Here is a 15,540-nt window from a genome sequence, read left to right as displayed (position 1 = left end):
TAAAAATGAAAAGGCCGCAGTGCGGCCTTTCCCTTTATCATCGAATGATTAAACTGCTAAAATAGCGTCGTATGCTTTGGACATACCTTCTGTTGTAATGCAGTCATACCATTTCTGAACATCCGGAAGAAGGGCGCTTAAATCCTCTCCCCAATATTCTTCTTTTGCCAGAATGTCGGCAACAGAAGCTGTCTTCATGAATTCCATGATATCTTCTCCGTCATTTGCAGCATCGGTTCTGTAGAATGCGATCAGAGCTGCCAGTGAGAAGGTAAGAGCCTGTGGGTATGTTCCGTACTGCTCTTTGTACTCTAAAATTGTAGGAAGCACTCTGGCTTTGAACTTGGAAACAGAGTTCAGAGCGATGGAAAGCAGCATATGTTTGATAAATGGGTTAGAGAAACGCTCTAACACGGCTGCGCCGAATTTACGGTTATCTTCCGTATCCCCGATAGTTGGGATGATCTCTTCAAAAATGCATTTTTTAAGAAGAGCGGACACTTTTTCGTCCTTCAGGCATTCGCCTACGGTCTCTAAGCCATAGAGATGAGCGCCTAAAACCATGGATGTGTGAGCGCCGTTTAAGATTCTCACTTTTCTCTTCTTATATGGGTCCACATTATCGGTCCAGATCACATTAAAGCCTGCTTTCTGAAGAGGAAGCTCGTCTTCGTGATCTCCCTGGATTACCCAAAGGTGGAAGATCTCAGCAGTATCCATCATATTGTCCTGCTCACCGATTCTCTCGCAGAGAGCTTCATGCTCGTCTCTTGGGAAGCCAGTAACGATACGGTCAACCAATGTGGAGCAGAAATCATTTTCAGATTTCAGCCATGTCTTAAAGTCTTCGCCTAAATTCCATAAATCAGCATACTGTAAACAGCATTTTTCTAATTCTTCCCCGTTGTGGTCGATTAATTCACAGGAAAGTACGATAAAGCCTTTTAAGCCCAGTTTATATCTCTTGTATAACAGCTGTGTCAGTTTTCCGGGGAATGATTTCGCCGGAGCGTCTTCGAATTTGTTGGTTGGAACGAATTCGATTCCTGCTTCTGTTGTGTTGGAAACGATGAAACGGAAATCCGGGTTCTCAGCCAGCTTCATATAGCTGTCAAAATCGCTGTATGGGTTCACACATCTGGAAATTACGTCGATATGTGTATGCTCGTCGATCACTTCTCCGTTGTCAATTCCTCTTAAAAACAGGTTGTATTCGCAGTTCTGCTTTTCCAGCATCTCACACATGCCTTTTTCGATTGGCTGAACGATCACTACGGAACCGTCAAATAAATCTTTGTCTTTTAATTTTTTAAAGAAATAATCTACAAATCCGCGTAAAAATCCGCCTTCGCCAAACTGAATTACTGTTTCTTTCATTATTAATCTCCATTCCGCCGTTTTCGGCACTTGATATTGTTTATATGCAATTTATTCAAGAGGGCAACTTCTTGCATGATCTGCCCTCTGAACAGTTACGTTTATGTTTTTAAATTTCGCTGAAATCTATGCAGACTTTCAGCATATCTCCAGGATTATTTGCAAAATCCTTAAATGCATCCGCAACATCGTCAAATTTATATGTGTTGGTGATGATCTTCTCAAGAGGCGCTTTTCCTGCCTTTACGAGGTCGATCAGTTCGATAAAGTCTTTCTTTAATGCATTTCTGGAACCGTATACGTTCAGTTCCTTCTTCTGAATTAATGTGAAGTTGAAATCCAGGTTCTTCTTGCCGACTCCGATCAGCACCATTCTTCCTCCGAAGCAGGCCGCATCAATGCAGTTCTGGAAGGTGGAAGGAAGGCCTACCGCTTCAATGGTAACATCGAAACCATTGCCCCCGGTGATCTTAGCAACTTCAGCGTCAAATGCTTCCGGTGATGAATTAAGAATGATTCCGTCGATGCCAAATGCCTGAGCCATCTCCAGTTTACCCTGGGCAACATCCGACATGTAAACTTCCGCGCCCTTTGCCTTTGCCGCAATCGCCGCCAGAACTCCGATGGTTCCGGCTCCTACAACCAGCACCCGGTCGCCTTCTTTCACTTCTGCTCTGCTGACTCCGTGATAGCTGATGCAGAACGGTTCAATGGCTGCCAAAACCTTAGGGTCCAGGCCTTTGCCATCATAAATGCGTTCCACCGGCATGGTGATGTATTCGCAGAACGCTCCGTCTCTCTGACATCCCATGGTCTGATTGTCCATACATGCATTGACAATTCCATGGCTGCAGGAATAGCAGTGTCCGCAGTTAAAATAAGGATTGCAGGTTACAACCATTCCCGGCTTTAAGCCCTGGCTGTTCTCTCCGATCTCCACGATCTCAGCAGAAAACTCATGACCCGGAATTCTTGGATAGTCAAAATATGCGAAGGTTCCTTTATAAGATCCTAAATCGCTTCCGCAGATTCCTCCGTACAGGACCTTTAAAAGTGCTTCTCCCTCTTTTCTCACCGGCATCTCTATGTCTTTTATCTCCACTTCGCCGGGTGCGTTAATATAAACAGCTTTCATAATGACCGCCTTTCCTTGTATTCTTTGTTGTATACATTAAAGTATACTTTTATAGGTACCGTTAGTCAATAGTATTTTTATATAAAATGCATTTTTTGTGTAAATTACTGATTAACTCTTCATTTTTTTGTTTAAAAATGACAATTATTGATGTTGCCTCATTCCAGAACAAGCTTGATTCCTGTTTATGAATATGATAAGATAAATTGAAATGCAGATAAAGAAAGGTTGTTATGTATACATGAGCAAAGTAAATTTAAAAACCCTTGCCTATAACAGCATCAAGAATAAAATTATCACCTGTGAATACGCTCCCGGCATGTTTTTAAATGAGGAGACGCTTACCGATGAATTGAATATAAGCCGCACCCCCATCCGGGATGCGCTGGGCCGCTTAGAGCAGGAAGGCCTGGTTGAAATCAAGGCGAAACGTGGAATTACCGTGACGCCCCTCAGCATGAAGGATATCAACATGATCTTTGAAATCCGCTGTATGTATGAACCATATATTATCGAACATTACGGAACCACGCTGAGTGACGAAAAACTGACGGAATTCTACCGCATCTTCTCCCATCCCAATGCGGAAAGCGAGCAGTTTCAGAACAATGATTATTATTATGAGCTGGACTCCGCATTTCACCAGATGGTCATTGACGCCTGTCCCAACATCTATATGAGGCAGAATTACGATTTGATTCAGACTCAAAGCGAACGATTCCGTTTCATGACCGGGAATATCTCCAATAACCGGCTGGAGGATACGTTCAGAGAACATAATGAGATTATCACGGCATGTCTGCAGAAGGATTGGCCGGCGGCGGCGGAGCGGATGGCGTTTCATCTGGAAGAGTCAAAAAAGGCTACTTTTAAACTGGCTTTTGACAGCATGATGGGGATTTAATAAAGATTTACTTTAAAATTCCCGGTATATAGCTGATAGTACTTTCCTTTTTCCTCCATCAGCTGCTCGTGGTTTCCCCTCTCGATAATCCGTCCCTGTTCCAGTACCATGATGCAGTCCGCATTGCGAATTGTGGAAAGACGGTGGGCAATCACGAATGTGGTTCTTCCCCTCATCAAGCGGTCCATGCCTTTCTGTACCAGGGTTTCCGTTCTCGTATCGATGGAGGAGGTGGCCTCATCCAAAATCAGTACCGGCGGATCAGCTACTGCGGCTCTTGCAATGGACAGCAACTGTCTCTGCCCCTGGCTTAAATTACCTCCGTCACCGGACAGCATTGTCTGGTAGCCGTCGGGAAGCCGTGTTATAAAATCATCTGCATTGGCCAGTTTAGCAGCTTGGATGCACTGGGCGTCCGTAGCCTCCAAGCGTCCGTAACGGATATTGTCCATTACCGTACCTGTAAACAGATGGGTATCCTGTAAAACCATGCCCAAAGAACGGCGCAGATCTGATTTTCTGATCTTGTTAATGTTAATTCCGTCATACCGGATCTTTCCGTCCTGGATATCATAGAAACGGTTGATCAAATTGGTGATCGTTGTTTTACCGGCTCCTGTACTTCCGACAAATGCGATTTTCTGTCCTGGCGTTGCAAACAGTTTAATATTGTGAAGCACAATCTTAGATTCGTCATATCCGAAATCTACGTCATTGAACACCACATCCCCTTCCAGCTTCGTATAAGTAACCGTTCCTTCCGCTTTATGTGGATGTTTCCATGCCCAAATTCCGGTACGCTCTGCTGACTCTTCCAATTTTCCGTCCTGATTTTCTCTGACGTTTACTAGTTCCACATAGCCGTCATCATATTCCGGCACTTCGTCCAGAAGTGAGAAAACCCGTTTAGCCCCTGCCATTGCCATGACGATGACATTCATCTGTTGGCTGACTTGGGTGATAGGCTGGGTAAAATTCTTATTTAAGCTGAGAAATGAAACCAGCGCGCCTAACGTGAGCCCTGCAGATCCATTTAACGCCAGTACCGCTCCCGCAATCGCACATAACACATAGCTGATATTTCCAAGGTTTCCGTTAATCGGCATCATAATATTGGCGAATTTATTGGCATGATAGGAACTTTCTCTCAGTTCGTCATTGATCTTTCTGAATTCCTCCAGGCTCTTTTCTTCATGGCAGAAGACCTTTACCACCTTTTGTCCGGCCATCATTTCTTCAATGTATCCATTTACAGTTCCCAGCTGTTTCTGCTGTTTCTTAAAATGGGCTGACGACTTACCGCCGATACCCGCAGTTGCTGCCAGCATCACCGCCGCCATACACAGGGCCGCGATGGTCAGCGGCACGTTCATCATCAGCATTCCGGCCAGGACGGTGATGAGCGTAAACAGAGAGTTCACCGTTTGGGGTATGCTTTGGCTGATCAGCTGTCTCAGAGTATCCACATCATTGGTATAGACGGACATGATATCGCCATGGGCATGGGTATCGAAATATTTGATTGGCAAAGATTCCATATGGGTGAAAAGTTCTTCTCTCAGATTTCGTAAAGTACCTTGACTGACATTTACCATAATACGGTTATAGCCATAAGAACATAAAATTCCGGCCAGGAAAATAAGAATCATTTTTCCGAGCGCCAGGGCAAGACCTGAAAAATCAGGGGAGGGGGTTCCTGTCAGAGGCAGAATGTAATCGTCGATCAGACGCTGCATAAAAGTCAATCCATTTAAAGTGGCGGCCGCAGAGCCGAATATGCCGAACAGTACCACAATACAGGAGCCTTTATATCCGCGGAAAATGGTTAAAAGCACACGTCCCATGGTCTTTGCCATTTCTCTGTTTGTATTTATATTTTCAGTCATTTTTTCTCCGTTCCGCTGTGCGCATTTTTCTTGTGCCCAGCATTCTTATTCTTATTAATTCTAAGACGCCTGGTCAAAATCACCGTTGCCTCTCATCTGGGTTTCGTAGATTTCCCGGTAGATCGCATTCTGTTTCAGCAGATTTTCATGAGTATCGAATCCATTTACTCTGCCGCTCTCCAGCACGATAATGCGGTCCGCGTCCTGTACGCTGGAAATCCTTTGGGCAATGATCAGTTTCGTGGTTCCGGGTATGCTGTCCGCAAATGATCTGCGGATTCTGGCGTCTGTGGCGGTGTCCACCGCACTGGTGGAATCGTCCAGGATCAGAATTTTGGGGTTCTTTAACAATGCCCTGGCAATGCAGATTCTCTGCTTTTGACCGCCTGATACGTTAGCGCCTCCCTGCTCGATATAAGTGTCATAACCGTCCGGAAAACCGGCTATGAATTCGTCTGCGCAGGCCTGACGGCAGGCATTTATACATTCTTCTTTTGTGGCATTTTCATTTCCCCATCTCAAGTTTTCCAAAATGGTGCCGGAAAACAGCTCATTTTTCTGTAGGACTACTGCGACCTGGTTCCGCAGCGCTTCCACATCGTATCGGCGGACATCAATTCCCCCTACTTCTACGGCTCCGCACGTCACATCATAAAGACGGCAGACCAGATTTACCAGGCTTGTTTTTCCGCTCCCCGTACCGCCTATAATCCCTATGGTTTCGCCGGATTTAATATGGAGATCGATCTCCCGGATAGATTCTTTTCCTTTTCCCTTCCGGTAGGAAAATGTAGCGTGATTAAAATCGATTCTTCCGTCGGGAACCTGTTTCACCGGATTTTCCGGATTGGTAATATCTGCCTCCTCATCTAACACTTGCGCAATTCTGCGGCAGCTGGCAGCGCTCATGGTTACCATGACGAAAATCATGGAAAGCATCATGAGAGACATCATGATTCCCATAATATAAGAAAACATGGAGGTAAGCTCTCCTGTAGTCATGATTCCGCCGATGATAAAATGGGCTCCAAACCAGGAAAGAGCAGTCACGCAGCCGTAGATTGCCAGCATCATGACCGGATTGTTAAACGCCAGAATTCCTTCCGCCTTAACAAACAGCTGGTAAAGGTTCTGGGCGGCCGAGGTGAATTTTTCATTTTCGTAATCTTCTCTCACATATGCTTTCACCACCCGGATTGCTGAAACATTCTCCTGAACGCTGGCATTTAAATCATCATACTTTTTAAATACCACATCGAAGATTTTTGTGGTTTTCTTCATAATAATCAGCAGCGCCGCCGCAAGAAAAAGAATGGCGGCAATGAAGATCAGGCTCAGCTTCACATTGATGAAAAAACACATTGTCATGCTGCACACCAACATGAGAGGCGCTCTCACCGCCACCCTTAATATCATCTGAAATGCGTTCTGCAGGTTTGTCACATCTGTTGTCATGCGCGTAACCAATCCGGCCGTACTGAATTTATCAATATTTGAAAATGAGAATGTCTGGATATTTTCATACATGCCGTCTCTTAAATTGCAGGCCAGACCGGATGAGGCTTCAGCCGCATATTTGCCCGCAAGCACGCCAAATCCCAGACTGAACATGGCCAGAACCAGCATGACGCCTCCATAAAAATAAACTTTTTTTACATCTCCGGCTTCAATGCCTTTATCGATAATGGATGCGGTGATAAATGGAATCAATACTTCCATCACCACCTCCAAGGCCGTGAATACCGGCGTCAGGATTGATGCTTTTTTATATTGCTTTATCTGTTTCAAGATCGTTTTCAGCATAATTTTTTGATTCCTCCTGTGCTCTTCTGCTAAATTTAATTTAATCGTTTCCCCTTCTCTTTTTGCTGTGATAAATGATTCACTAACGAATAATTTACTTCATTATCCGTTGATTGTGAAATCAAAAGATGTTATTATTAATAAATATCTTTTATTAATCCAGGAGGTATGTGATGAATACCACACAATTAGAATGTTTTTTAGCGGTGGCCGAACACCTGAATTTTGCCCGTGCTTCAGAGGATCTTCATATCACGCAGCCTGCGGTAACCCATCAGATCAACTCTTTAGAGAATGAATTCAACGTAAAATTCTTCCGCCGTACCACCCGGTCGGTAGAACTGACCCAGGAAGGGATAAATTTTTTAAATGATGCCAGAACGATTCTGCAATCCGTAAATCTGGCAAAAGCCCGTTTCTCTTTCCGGCAGGCCGCTTCATTTACGCATTTTAACATTGGCTGTCACAGCGTAACCGAATTGGCGCTGCTGCCTGAGCTTTTAAAAGGGCTGACGGAAAAGCACCCGAACGTCCACCCGGTCCTGCGCACGGTTCCCATCCGCGCCCTGGAAAATCTGCTGGAAAATGAATCATTGGATGTAATGTTTGATTATAAAGAAGAAAAAAGAAGCAAATCTTCCTCTTACCATGAGCTTTATAAAGCCGAGATCATCTGTGCTCTGCCCAAAGGCCATGCCCATGCTTCTGATCCCTTTATCAGCAAAGAGACCCTTCAGAGCCAGAAAATGATTCTTTTAGAACCCCATAAAATTTCCTCCATTCTATTTGATCTTCAGAAACCGTTTGCGCTCTGCCATATGCCTTCCGACCTCTACTTCTGTGAAAATTTCGAAAGCGCATTAACCCTTGTTAAATCAGGGCTTGGCATAACGATGCTGCCGGATATCCGGCCGCTTCGCGATCCTGATATCTGTTATCTGCCGCTTAAAGACCAAACCTCTTTATCCTACGGAATTCACTACAAACCCAACAGACGGACGGATGTGTTAAAGACCTTTCTTGCTTTGGCTGATGAGATGGCAGAAAAAACAGTCTTGTAAAACTACGGCAAAAAGCCGCCGGCTTTACAAGACTGTACAAAATTCCCCTTATTTTTTCAGCTTAAATCCCATCCCCTCATACACTCTCACCGCCTGCCCTCTGACAATCCGGCTGTGCTCCTTCCATGCCGCATTTTCCTGTCTTTCCCTGGCCTGGCGTTCCAGCTTTTGAAGCTCCAGCTCCAGTTTTTCCATGGCCCGCTTCTTATTCATATACTGGCTTCTCTCTTCCACGGACGTGACCGTGATTCCGGTGGGAATATGGATCAGGCGAACCCCTGTTTCCACCTTATTCACATTCTGGCCGCCTTTTCCGCCGCAGTGGAACCGTTCAAACCGGATTTCCGCCTCCCGTTTTGTCTGTTCACACTCCGGAATCACGCTGATATCCACAAACCAGTTTTTCCTCTTGTGCTCCGGCCGGTAAGGGCTGCGGCAGATCCACTGCACGCTGCCCTCCAGCCGGGACAAATCCTGCTCCGTCTCGGCGATAATGGAAGAATACGTTCCCGCTTTGCTTCCTTCTTTCATGCTGACCGCTTTCAGATCCGGGTATTCCCCCACAAGGGACTGAAACAGCAGGCTGACCGCCAGCTCACATTCTGCCGGCCCCTGGCCTGAACTCAATTGTATGATCATCTGATTTTCCTCCTCATTCCGCTCCGGCTTTAAAATTATAGACAGGCCGTATGATCTCATTTATCTCCACGGTATCGCCAATCTTACTTTGAATCTTTTCCATGGTACGGTAGGCAAACGGCGCCTCGTCCAGAGTTCCTTTCCCGATTACGGAACAGAAGATGCCCTTCATCTCCTTTTTAAATTCTGAGACCGTGTGGGAATTTTGCGCCTCGGTCCGGCTGGCAATCCGGCCGGAACCGTGGGGCGCCGACTCATTCCATTCCTGACTGCCTTTTCCCACGCAGATGAGAGCTCCCTCTTTCATATTGACCGGAATCAGAATATCTTCTCCCTTTCCTGCCGATACGGCGCCTTTTCTCAGCATATGAGTACCTTTTGAAGTGGAAATGTAATTGTGCACCGTATCAAACCGTTCCAGTTCCTTCCATTTCATCCCTTTCATGATCTCATCCGCAATACACGCCCGGTTCAGGGCCGCAAACTTCTGCACAATCTCCATATCGTGAAGATACTGGTCAAACAGTTCCCCTTCCACATAGGCCGAGGAAAAAGGCAGCTCTTCCTGATGCTCCCTGCACCATAAGGACGCCGCTTTCTGATAATACTCAGCAGTTTCCACCCCCAGATGGCGGCTTCCTGAATGGATTACCAGATAATAGGTACCGTCCTCTGCCCTGTCTAATTCAATAAAATGATTTCCTCCGCCAAGGGTTCCCAGGCTTAACAGCGCCTTTTCCTTCCGCACGGCTTTTTTGCAGTACAGCAGGTCAAGTTCTGCCTCTTCGGCAAAACGGTGCGCCTCTCCGCGTATTTTCATTCCGGACGGCACCCGCTTTGCGATCACCGCGTCCAGCTTCTGAAGCTCTATATTCTTATTTTTCAAATGAACGCAGGTCATGCCGCATCCGATGTCCACCCCCACCAGATAGGGAATCACCCTGTCTTTTATGGTCATTGACGTGCCCACCGTACAATATTTCCCCGGATGTACGTCCGGCATAATTCTGATTTTGCTGTCTTTAAAAATGGGATTGTCACAGATATTCTTAATCTGTGCAGCTGCATAGTCTTCGATATCATCGGTAAAGATGACGGCTGATGTATAGACTCCTTTTATCTCTTTCATATACCCTCTAATCTGCCGTTTTGAATAAATAACGGCATTCTTTCATATTTTCCTGAATTTTGGGTACAAAAATAGTACCCTGCCATGTTTTCCTAACCAAGCAGAAGTACCGGGAAGAGATAAACGAAAAGATTCGTTTAAAACTGTTTTTATGATCCTATCTGAATTCACGGACAGGACAACCCGGATTCCACCTGTTACCTTCATAATTGTTCAAACTGTTTACGCATCTCATATCGTTGTCCTCCTTTCCTGTGATTCCATTGGGAATCCTGATAATTTATGGGTTACTTTGTAATTGTAACGTCTGAATAAAAAAACGTCAACCCTGAAATTATCTCACCAGACATTTGGATAAACCAAAGCCCCTATTATAAAAGATCCGAAGAAAAACAGGCGTTTAAGCCCATTTTCTCCGGATCTCATTATCCTTAGTACTCTCCCCTTAAAACCAATTAAAAATCAACTTCCGTATCATAGTAACAGCAGGTCAGCAGTTTTTCCATCTCTGCCGGTGTGATCTGGCGCGGATTGGAGCCTGTACATGCATCGCCAACTGCCAGTTCAGCAACTGATTTTAATTTGCTGTTAAATTCCGCTTCATCGATGATTCCGCCTTCATATTCTTTAATGCAGGCCGGAATGTTCAGCTTCTCATTCATGGAACGAAGCTCTGCGATCAGGGCATCCACCAATTCATCTGTAGTCTCACCTTTTAAGCCGATAAATCTGGCAATATCCGCATAACGTTCTGCCGCAGCCTTTTCTTTTGCATTGAATTTAATAACCTTTGGAAGGTACATCGCATTGGCGCATCCGTGAACGATATGGCCGCCGCTGTAAGCCGCGCCCGTTTTATGAGCCATGGAATGAACGATTCCCAAAAGAGCGTTGGAAAATGCCATTCCCGCCAGACACTGTGCGTTATGCATTCTGTCTCTTGCGCTCATGTCCCCATTATAGGAATCGATCAGGAAGGTGTGAACCATCTTAATTGCGTGAAGTGCCAATGGGTCTGTATAATCGCTGTTTAATGTGGACACATATGCTTCAATCGCATGGGTCATCGCATCCATGCCGGTATGTGCGGTTAATTTTGCAGGCATGGTTTCCGCCAGATCCGGGTCCACGATGGCAACGTCCGGAGTGATGTTAAAGTCTGCCAGCGGGTATTTAATTCCCTTCTGGTAATCGGTGATAACGCTGAATGCGGTAACTTCAGTTGCCGTACCGGAAGTGGAAGGAATCGCACAGAATTTTGCCTTTGTACGAAGGGTCGGGAAGTTAAACGGAATGCACAGTTCCTCGAATGTGGTATCCGGGTATTCATAAAATGCCCACATCGCTTTGGCCGCGTCGATTGGAGAACCTCCTCCGATAGCCACAATCCAGTCGGGCCCGAATTCCCTCATGGCGTCTGCGCCTTTCATAACGGTCTCCACACTTGGATCAGGCTCTACGCCTTCAAATAATTTTACTTCCATTCCGGCTTCCTTTAAGTTTGTTACAACTTTATCAAGAAAACCAAAACGTTTCATGGAGCCGCCTCCAACTACAACGATGGCTTTTTCGCCTTTTAAGTTCTTCAGTTCATCAATCGCGCCTTTTCCATGATATAAATCTCTTGGTAATGTGAATCTAGCCATTATAATGCCTCCTTTATGTATATATAATTATGATAATTTGTAACTGTTCAGTAGGTCTGCGCATTTACTGCGCTGACCGTAATATAACGTGGAATACAGGCAGAAATCCCATCGCCGAAAGCGATTTCGCATGGATTTCTGCTCATAATTGTGAAGGTACTGAACAATTATGATAATTTTATATCAATCTTCGTTATTATTGTACCAACATTTCCACAAAAATAGTAATATAAAAGGATACATATCAGTATATAATTACTGATATGTATCCTTTTCCTATGCCGAAGAATTAAAAGTAAAGCCCACGGTACCGGTTAAAACATGCGAAAATCTCCTGTCTTCTTGGCCTGGCCAGTGAATCCGGGAGATAGGCCATATCCGATAAAGCTTCCAGCCCCTTTTGATCCATCAAATCCTCCAGTGCATCCACGATCTCCTTCAAACTCCGTTTTCCGTTCATCAGTTTCATCTCCCCATATTTAAGGAGATAGACCAGCGTCTGAAGCTGCTCCTGATCCACCAGCTGTTCCACATATCTTAAATCCACCACTTCCCGATCCAAAGAAACGGAATCCCGTCCCAGCACCTTAGACTTAATTCTGGTGTTATTTTTAAGAGCCGGATTGGTGCGCGGGCGCCTTCCGTTAAAATCCGCAATGTCCATAGGTTCTTCTATAATTCGGATTCCCGCATATTGGGAAGCAGCCTCTTTCGCCTCTTTTGTAATATCATAAGGAAGATAATCCTCCATCTGGATCACCGCATCCGCCACATGGAAATAAGCTCCTGAGCTTCCCGCCACCATGATGGTGGAAATCCCCAGCTGCTCATAGACAGCCCTCACCCGCTCCACAAATGGGGTAATGGGTTCCTTGCTCCGGCTCACCACCTGCTGCATCAACTCGTCCCGGATCATGAAATTGGTGGCCGACGTATCCTCATCGATTAAGAACAGGTCCGCTCCCGCTTCCACCGCCTCCACCGTGTTGGCCGCCTGGGATGTGCTTCCGCTGGCGTCCTGGGTATCGAACTGCACCGTATTCTTTCCATTGGGAAGATTGTTGATAAAGGGAGATATATCCACCTTCTTAACGCTTCTGGAATCCTCCGCCCTCAGCTTTACCGCCGACTTGCCGGTTATCACAAATTCTCTGCCGTCTCCGGGAATGTGATTGTATACGCCCAGTTCCAAAGCCTCCAACACCGTGGATTTCCCATGGAAACCGCCTCCCACGATCAGCGTAACCCCTTTCTTTATTCCCATTCCCGTGATAGGGCCGTGATAGGGAAGATCGATTGTAACCTCCATGGAGGACGGCGACTGAAATACAACCGCCTGTTTCATGGGCTTTTGTGATACGCCGCTCTCTCTCGGCAGAACCGATCCGTTAGCGATAAATGCGGCCAGCCCCATCTCATCTAATTTCCCCCTGATATGCTGCTGGTCCACGCAAAGGCGGACAGCTTTTTCAACAGCGCCATGGTTTAACCTCTTATAAAAGAAACTGGAACAGATGCAGTCCGGAAGGAAATCGAACAGGATTTTAATCAGTTCTCCTGAATTGATGGTTCTTCCGTTGGCCGGAAATCCGATCTCCATGCGTACCAGCACATCCCCGTTCTCAGGATTTATGGTGCAGGCGCTCCGTTCCAGTACTTCCTGACCGCACCTGCTTACGCCGATCAGGCCGCTTTTTCCTGAACCTTTTGCTTTAAAGTTATATTTTTCTATCTGACCGCCAAAAATCCGGGTCAGGTAATCCTGAAGGGTGATCCGCTTCATCCGTTCCTCATACAGCCGCTCGGGAAAACCGGCTTGTCTGCCTGATATCAGCACGCTCACCTTGGACGGAGACGCGAACGGATCTCCCTGCACATGGTCTATGGACAGTTTGTAATCCTTAAAATCATAGCTTCCCTGCACCGATTTATAAGCCGGATAACTTTTTCTGGCTATGGCGTTTAATTCATTTCTCAAATCCTGTGATGTCTTCATATCAATTCTCCTTCCGCTGCAATCTGATACCACTCCATACAAAGAAGGGTCCATTCCTCCCATTGATCCGTTAGCTGCCGTTTCAGATTTTCATACTCCTGCCGCAGCACCCATATCTCTCCCTGCCAGAACGCTTCCGACCTCTCCCAGTCCTCCTGCATTCCGCTTAAAGCCTCCTGCATCCGTTCCACATCCGTCTTCGCGGCTTCCATCTTTTCACCGGCCAGCCTCAGCTGCCAGTCATAATAAGCCTCTTCCTCCGGAATCTCTTTCAGCCTGTGCCGCTCCGCTTTTGGAACGGCCCTCATTCCGGCAATCAAAGCCTGCTCTTCCGCCTTCATCTGGGCCGCTATGCTCTCCCCCGTATTCTTTCTGGCGCACCGCTCCAGATAATGCTCATATCCGAATGGGTAATACATCACCGTCTGATCCTCAAAGATCATCACCGCATCCGCCACCTGGCGGATAAAATACCGGTCATGGGACACGAACAGAATCGTCCCTTTATATGCCTGAAACGCCGATTCCAGCGTCTCCTTCGCCTGAATATCCATATGGTTGGTGGGCTCGTCCAGGATCAGGAAATTGGGCCGGCTCTGCAGAAGCTCCGCCAGCACCAGCCTGGATTTTTCTCCGCCGGAAAGGGAACTCACCCGTTTTCCTGCTTCCCGCCCTCCGAACAGATAGGCTCCCAATATGCTTCTCACTTCCTTTTCCGTCAGCACCGGAAACAGGTCATGAAAATGCTCCGCCACCGTCTTCTCCGAAGAGATTTCAGCGGAATGCTGGTCAAAATATCCGATGGTAATATTATTTCCAAGGGAATATTCCCCGTCAAGAGGCGCCATCAGCCCTGCAACGGTCTTTAAAAAGGTAGTCTTTCCCACCCCGTTATCCCCCAGTATTCCGATCTTCTGGCCCTTCCGCATCCGCATGGTGATCTCCAGCACCGGGGTATCGTATCCGATCTTTAAATGCTCGGTTTCCAAAACGGATTTGCTTCCTGCAATCAACGGCTGAATCTCTCCGGTGAAAATATGTACGTCATCTTCCTCCGGCTTTGCGACCTCAGTCATCCTCTCCATGGCCTTTTTCTTGGATCTGGCAAATGAAGCCTTTTTCGGCTTATGCTTAAACCGCTCCACCAGTTCTTCCAGACGCTTGGTCTCTTCCAAATAGCGCTCGTAGGCCTTTTTCTGAATCCTTATATTCTTTAATTTCTGCTCCCGGTAGCTGCTGTAATTGCCTGCATAACGGATCAGTTTTCCCCCGGAAAGCTCATAGACCACATCCGCAGTCTGATCCAGGAAAAAGCGGTCGTGGGATACCATAACCACCGCCTTTTCATACTGTTTCAGATACTGTTCCAGCCACTGAGCAGTCGTAAGATCCAGGTGGTTGGTGGGTTCGTCCAGCAAAAGGATATCCGGTTTGGCCAGCAAAAGCCTGATCAGCGCAATCTTTGTCTGCTCCCCTCCTGAAAATGAGGACAGCTTTCTGCGTTTATCCCCTTTTGAAAATCCCAGCCCTGTGAACAGAGTATCGTATTCCCGTTCATATTCAAAACGCTCTCTGGCATAGGAATCCCTGCACGGACAGGAGGACAACAGCTCCTCCTCCACCGTCTTTTCCTTATCGGAAAATGCCTGCTGGCTCAGCATGCTGGCCGTAATCCTTCTGGAAGACTGGATTCCAGGCCCATTTCTTTTATCATCCCGGTCAAGTTCCAGTTCGCCGGCAAGGAGGCGGAGCAGAGTTGTCTTTCCGGCTCCATTTCTCCCCACCACGGCAATCTTTTCATTTCCCCGTATTTCAAAATCAATATGTGACAATATGGGCACGCCGCCCAAAGTCACCGTTCCGTCCGCAATCTGATATAACATCTCTTTTCCTTCTGTTCTGCATTTCTCAAAGTCACTTTGCTTCTGTTATAATATCACAGCCCGCCTCAATATTCCACATTT

General features: G+C 46.4%; 11 protein-coding genes. 2 read left to right on the top strand and 9 right to left on the bottom strand.

The features are described 5' to 3' along the window. Positions 1-48: 48 nt before the first annotated feature. Together C0033_RS22080 and C0033_RS22075 are read right to left on the bottom strand one after the other, a co-directional pair. Entirely contained in the window at positions 49-1,377 is a 1,329-nt protein-coding gene (locus C0033_RS22080) for a tagaturonate reductase (RefSeq protein WP_103230090.1), read from the bottom strand. Between the two features lie 109 nt (positions 1,378-1,486). Then, positions 1,487-2,512: a zinc-binding alcohol dehydrogenase family protein gene (locus C0033_RS22075; protein WP_103230089.1), complete on the bottom strand. Its 1,026-nt coding sequence runs from the start codon at positions 2,510-2,512 to the stop codon at positions 1,487-1,489. Between the two features lie 241 nt (positions 2,513-2,753). Here C0033_RS22075 and C0033_RS22070 point away from each other — a divergent pair, with 241 nt between their 5' ends. Beyond that, the gene (locus C0033_RS22070) at positions 2,754-3,416 is read left to right on the top strand and encodes a GntR family transcriptional regulator (RefSeq protein ID WP_103230146.1); all 663 of its coding nucleotides are present in this window, start codon (positions 2,754-2,756) and stop codon (positions 3,414-3,416) included. On the opposite strand, the gene C0033_RS22065 is transcribed toward C0033_RS22070, so the two are convergent. Together C0033_RS22065 and C0033_RS22060 are read right to left on the bottom strand one after the other, a co-directional pair. After that, positions 3,413-5,302: an ABC transporter ATP-binding protein gene (locus C0033_RS22065; RefSeq protein ID WP_103230088.1), complete on the bottom strand. Its 1,890-nt coding sequence runs from the start codon at positions 5,300-5,302 to the stop codon at positions 3,413-3,415. The genes C0033_RS22070 and C0033_RS22065 overlap by 4 nt on opposite strands. Positions 5,303-5,362: 60 nt before the next feature. After that, positions 5,363-7,105, bottom strand: a complete 1,743-nt coding sequence (locus C0033_RS22060; RefSeq protein ID WP_103230087.1) for an ABC transporter ATP-binding protein — start codon at positions 7,103-7,105, stop codon at positions 5,363-5,365. Between the two features lie 173 nt (positions 7,106-7,278). Between C0033_RS22060 and C0033_RS22055 the strand changes: the two genes are divergently transcribed. Further along, positions 7,279-8,166, top strand: coding sequence for a LysR family transcriptional regulator (locus C0033_RS22055; RefSeq protein WP_103230086.1), 888 nt, complete (start codon positions 7,279-7,281; stop codon positions 8,164-8,166). Positions 8,167-8,214: 48 nt separating this feature from the next. Here C0033_RS22055 and prfH read toward each other — a convergent pair whose 3' ends face one another. From prfH to C0033_RS22030, 5 genes are all read right to left on the bottom strand, one after another. After that, the gene (gene prfH / locus C0033_RS22050; RefSeq protein ID WP_103230085.1) at positions 8,215-8,805 is read right to left on the bottom strand and encodes a peptide chain release factor H; all 591 of its coding nucleotides are present in this window, start codon (positions 8,803-8,805) and stop codon (positions 8,215-8,217) included. A gap of 13 nt (positions 8,806-8,818) precedes the next feature. Next, on the bottom strand, positions 8,819-9,934 hold the full coding sequence (locus tag C0033_RS22045) for an RtcB family protein (RefSeq protein WP_103230084.1): 1,116 nt from the start codon (positions 9,932-9,934) through the stop codon (positions 8,819-8,821). A 455-nt stretch (positions 9,935-10,389) separates the two neighbouring features. Continuing rightward, positions 10,390-11,580 carry an iron-containing alcohol dehydrogenase gene (locus C0033_RS22040; RefSeq protein WP_103230083.1) on the bottom strand — a complete coding sequence of 397 codons (1,191 nt, stop codon included), beginning with the start codon at positions 11,578-11,580 and terminating at the stop codon, positions 10,390-10,392. A gap of 289 nt (positions 11,581-11,869) precedes the next feature. Then, a complete protein-coding gene (locus tag C0033_RS22035) occupies positions 11,870-13,576 on the bottom strand; it encodes an ABC-ATPase domain-containing protein (protein WP_103230082.1) in 1,707 nt (568 codons plus the stop codon). Then, on the bottom strand, positions 13,573-15,459 hold the full coding sequence (locus C0033_RS22030; RefSeq protein ID WP_103230081.1) for an ABC-F family ATP-binding cassette domain-containing protein: 1,887 nt from the start codon (positions 15,457-15,459) through the stop codon (positions 13,573-13,575). Before C0033_RS22030 ends, C0033_RS22035 begins: the two co-directional genes overlap by 4 nt. Between the last annotated feature and the right edge of the window lie 81 nt (positions 15,460-15,540).

The sequence above is a fragment of the Clostridium sp. chh4-2 genome, assembly GCF_002899675.1.
GTDB lineage: Bacteria > Bacillota > Clostridia > Lachnospirales > Lachnospiraceae > CHH4-2.
This window is presented reverse-complemented; position numbering and strand designations above follow the sequence as displayed.

Excerpts from the sequence above, each read along its gene's own strand:
- C0033_RS22080 (WP_103230090.1), bottom strand. The coding sequence starts at position 1,377 with ATGAAAGAAACAGTAATTCAGTTTGGCGAAGGCGGATTTTTACGCGGA.
- prfH (WP_103230085.1), bottom strand. The coding sequence starts at position 8,805 with ATGATCATACAATTGAGTTCAGGCCAGGGGCCGGCAGAATGTGAGCTG.
- C0033_RS22075 (WP_103230089.1), bottom strand. The coding sequence starts at position 2,512 with ATGAAAGCTGTTTATATTAACGCACCCGGCGAAGTGGAGATAAAAGAC.
- C0033_RS22045 (WP_103230084.1), bottom strand. The coding sequence starts at position 9,934 with ATGAAAGAGATAAAAGGAGTCTATACATCAGCCGTCATCTTTACCGAT.
- C0033_RS22040 (WP_103230083.1), bottom strand. The coding sequence starts at position 11,580 with ATGGCTAGATTCACATTACCAAGAGATTTATATCATGGAAAAGGCGCG.
- C0033_RS22065 (WP_103230088.1), bottom strand. The coding sequence starts at position 5,302 with ATGACTGAAAATATAAATACAAACAGAGAAATGGCAAAGACCATGGGA.
- C0033_RS22070 (WP_103230146.1), top strand. The coding sequence starts at position 2,754 with ATGAGCAAAGTAAATTTAAAAACCCTTGCCTATAACAGCATCAAGAAT.
- C0033_RS22055 (WP_103230086.1), top strand. The coding sequence starts at position 7,279 with ATGAATACCACACAATTAGAATGTTTTTTAGCGGTGGCCGAACACCTG.
- C0033_RS22035 (WP_103230082.1), bottom strand. The coding sequence starts at position 13,576 with ATGAAGACATCACAGGATTTGAGAAATGAATTAAACGCCATAGCCAGA.
- C0033_RS22030 (WP_103230081.1), bottom strand. The coding sequence starts at position 15,459 with ATGTTATATCAGATTGCGGACGGAACGGTGACTTTGGGCGGCGTGCCC.
- C0033_RS22060 (WP_103230087.1), bottom strand. The coding sequence starts at position 7,105 with ATGCTGAAAACGATCTTGAAACAGATAAAGCAATATAAAAAAGCATCA.